Source organism: Pseudomonadota bacterium (genome assembly GCA_039714795.1).
GTDB lineage: Bacteria > Pseudomonadota > Alphaproteobacteria > JAGOMX01 > JAGOMX01 > JBDLIP01.
In genome coordinates, this window is sequence record JBDLIP010000157.1 from 1 (window position 1) to 3236 (window position 3236).

Annotated in this window: 3 protein-coding genes; all 3 read right to left on the reverse strand. The window is 40.8% G+C overall.

Annotated elements, in window-relative coordinates; all coding sequences use genetic code 11:
- Window positions 1-123: 123 nt before the first annotated feature.
- Window positions 124-555 carry a prepilin-type N-terminal cleavage/methylation domain-containing protein gene (locus tag ABFQ95_08165; GenBank protein ID MEN8237491.1) on the reverse strand — a complete coding sequence of 144 codons (432 nt, stop codon included), beginning with the start codon at window positions 553-555 and terminating at the stop codon, window positions 124-126.
- Window positions 556-694: 139 nt separating this feature from the next.
- Window positions 695-2638 carry a hypothetical protein gene (locus ABFQ95_08170; GenBank protein ID MEN8237492.1) on the reverse strand — a complete coding sequence of 648 codons (1944 nt, stop codon included), beginning with the start codon at window positions 2636-2638 and terminating at the stop codon, window positions 695-697.
- A gap of 183 nt (window positions 2639-2821) precedes the next feature.
- A partial coding sequence (locus tag ABFQ95_08175; GenBank protein ID MEN8237493.1) for a pilin occupies window positions 2822-3236 on the reverse strand: 415 nt, incomplete at its 5' end.

A 3236-nucleotide genomic window follows, 5' to 3' on the forward strand; every position in this document is an offset into this window, starting at 1 on the left:
ACCACAATAATTTCAGCGTCGGCGTAATATTGTTTTAAAGTCGGAATAAGCTTTTTTAAACTCTGCGCCTCATTCAGACAAGGTAAAATGATACTCAAGTGATATTTCATAAATGCTTCATCATCAGTCTTGACAATTTTTGGGGAGATATATTGATTCAAGACTGGTGTTAGTCTCGCTTGGTTTACAAGTCCAATACGCTTGTGGTGGAACATCCTGCCATATCCATTCAATGCAGTTCTGACCTGCTGGGAACCCCTTAAAGCATATTTTGTTCCTCATCGGAGGCCCTGGATTGTACTCCATTCCTATGACATGGTTGCCCTGGGTGGGGATATGCGACAAGGAATTCAATGATGCCGGGTAGTTATCCATTTCAAAGTAGAAAGTTTCTACCGCTGTCCTAAAAAAGGAAAACATGCTTACCCCTTCTGCTACTGTGGCTTTTTTGAGGTAATGCTTGTAGAGTGCTATAGCGGATGCGCTTAATATGGCGACAATTGCAAAAACGACCACCAATTCGATGAGGGTCATCCCTCGTTGTTTGCTTGTCATAGATTTTTGCCTTTTTTATGGTAGGAGTCCAAGATAAAAGGGCAACCATAAAGGATTGCCCCTACAAACCGTTAGATTATGTAGGGGCAATCCCTTGTGGTTGCCCTTAACGGCGATGGCATTGTCCTTTAAACTAAGTCTACCGTTCTTCCTTAATTTGAAAGCCCATTTTTCGTAGTTCCTGTGCGATCTCAATTTTATTTTCCAGCAACTTCAGTTGTTTCTCATAAAGATGTACTTTGATGGGATTGATTTCCGCACGGAATTCTTCCACAGCCGCCTTCGCTTCATCAAACCGATCATCTAATATCAACCACTCAACCAGACTCAGGCGCAACGAGAGCGAATCTCTTAATGCTAAAGCTTTTTTCGCAACCTGCACTGCCTGTTCATAACGTTTTTCAGAAACATGAAACATAACGTATTGATAGTAAAAAGAGGCTTTATAGCGAGCATTATTCGGATTCTCTATCAATGTGTTAAGCATTTTGTCCATCGTGGATGAATCTAAATCGCAACGACCCTCTGCCCGTTGTTTTAATATGAACTCTAGAAGTGAGACTATCGCATGATTATATTTGCTCGTCCGAAAATGCTGGATAACTTGTTGCATATCAGGCAATTTTACCGGTTCATAGAGGCATGATAACTCTATTAAGTATAAATAAGGCGCGGTATCGTCCGGAAAAGTTTCTAGAATATGTCGAACGTATTTTTCGGCTTCTGCATTTTCACCAATACGTTGAAAAAAAGCAACTGCATGAGTTTGTGCCATGGGAGATTGGGGATGTTGTTCCGCCCAAAATACCGTCTGTTCCAGCGGCTTGCCCCACAAATCTGTTTCTGACCATGTGAGCAATAAAAAGAGTGCAAAAAACAAGCTACTCAAATAAATACTGGCTTTGCGTAAATTAGGTGTCAATATGTACTCAAACAACCATATAGCACCATAAATGATTGAGAATATTATTCCCAACATGGCTAGGTAATTGCGATGTTCAAAATACAACATCAGTCCAATAAAACTGGATTCTAAGACATGTCCAGCTAAAAACCATAATACCCCTAATGCAAAAACTGGCCAAATGTGCCGCTTCCAAAGGGCTGTCACAAACATAACTATGATAAAAATGATGGCTATCAAAGTGCTTGGAGGTGTCAATAAATGACGAGAAATGGTGTAATCATCATGATATAAACCAAATTCGTATGGTGCCAGCAACAGTATCTTAGAAATGTAGTCGGAGAGTATTCTCGCTTCTGTGAGTAAACGTTCCCCTAGTGTGAAATTCCGAATATCATAGGCTTGTAAGAGGGTATTAATATGGGTTAAAAAATAGAGTGCGAGTAAAACTAAAGGTAGATAAAGAAAAATCCAGGACCAAAGTCGCCAGTAACGGGGCTTAGGCAAGGTTCGGAGCAGTGTGACTTCAAGTACGATGATGTATAGTACAAGTAGAACTCCGTTTTCTTTACTCAAGGTTCCCAGTACCCCGCCTAAAACAACGCCAATAGAAACCCAAAAAAAACCGGATTTGAGTCTATCTTGTGCCAGATGTTGGCGACCATGCAAATAGAGTAAAAGTCCTACTAAAGTAAAGAGCGTAGAGAGTTGTGTCATACGCTGTATCACATATAACACAGTAGATACTTGTAAGGGATGCAATAACCAGAGAGAAGCCGTCAGAAAAGCGAGTAATAGACTACGCTTTTCAGATAATTTCATCAGGCGAGAGAGAGAGAGGATGAACCAGAACACTAAGCAACCATTGAGCAAGTGTATCATAAGGTTCACATATTTAAACTCCCAAGGATGATGAGGCCAATTATCCGCTTGTAAAGCAAAAGTGAATAATGAAATGGGGCGTCCAAGGCTACTTGCTATTCCTTCAAGGGCAAAGAGAAAAATGGCATAAATCCCCTCGCCCTTAATACTTCTTAAGCTTTCAAGGTTAGGCATATCGTCGAGGATAAAAATACCATTTAATCCTTGCCAATAAAGCCCAACAGTAGTGAGCAAAATGAGGAAAAACAGGCCGCCATAGCTCACTTGAGAAACGAGAGGTGTGCTTAGTTTCTGCATTTTAGGATCTCTGGAAATGAAGATAAAAAAAAACCCGCTTAGCGAGCGGGTTTAGTTTTAAGGTATAAAAGGAGTCCAAGATTTATCTTGGACGATCCAAAACACCGAAGTTTTCATGAATATTAGGTAATCCTACAGTGACTGAAAATCATCGTTTGTGCAGGATTACCACCAATAATTATATTATTGGCAAACTTTGGGGAGAATTTTGACATCCAGTGGAGGAGTACCATTATTACACGTCCACTTGCCCTGAGCCCGGTCAATCTCGAGTTGACCGGTAATATTATCAAAAGTTATTACTAGCGTACCAATATCAGCCTTGGTGTATGCGACATGTGCATACTTACCTGTGGTTGTTAATCCCAGATCATCAAAACCAGGTGAACCTGTATTTGGCAGAGTTCCTTCCTCAGCATAGTTGGTTTCTAACCCCGTCTTAAGTCCCCCCATCAGTTGCATCCCTTCGGATATCTTGGCTTTCCTCATGTAGTCTTGGTAAGCGGGAATAGCAACCGCCGCCAAAATACCAATAATCGCAATAACGATCATCAATTCAATCAGGGTAAAACCTTTTTGTGCAGTTCTCATGACATTT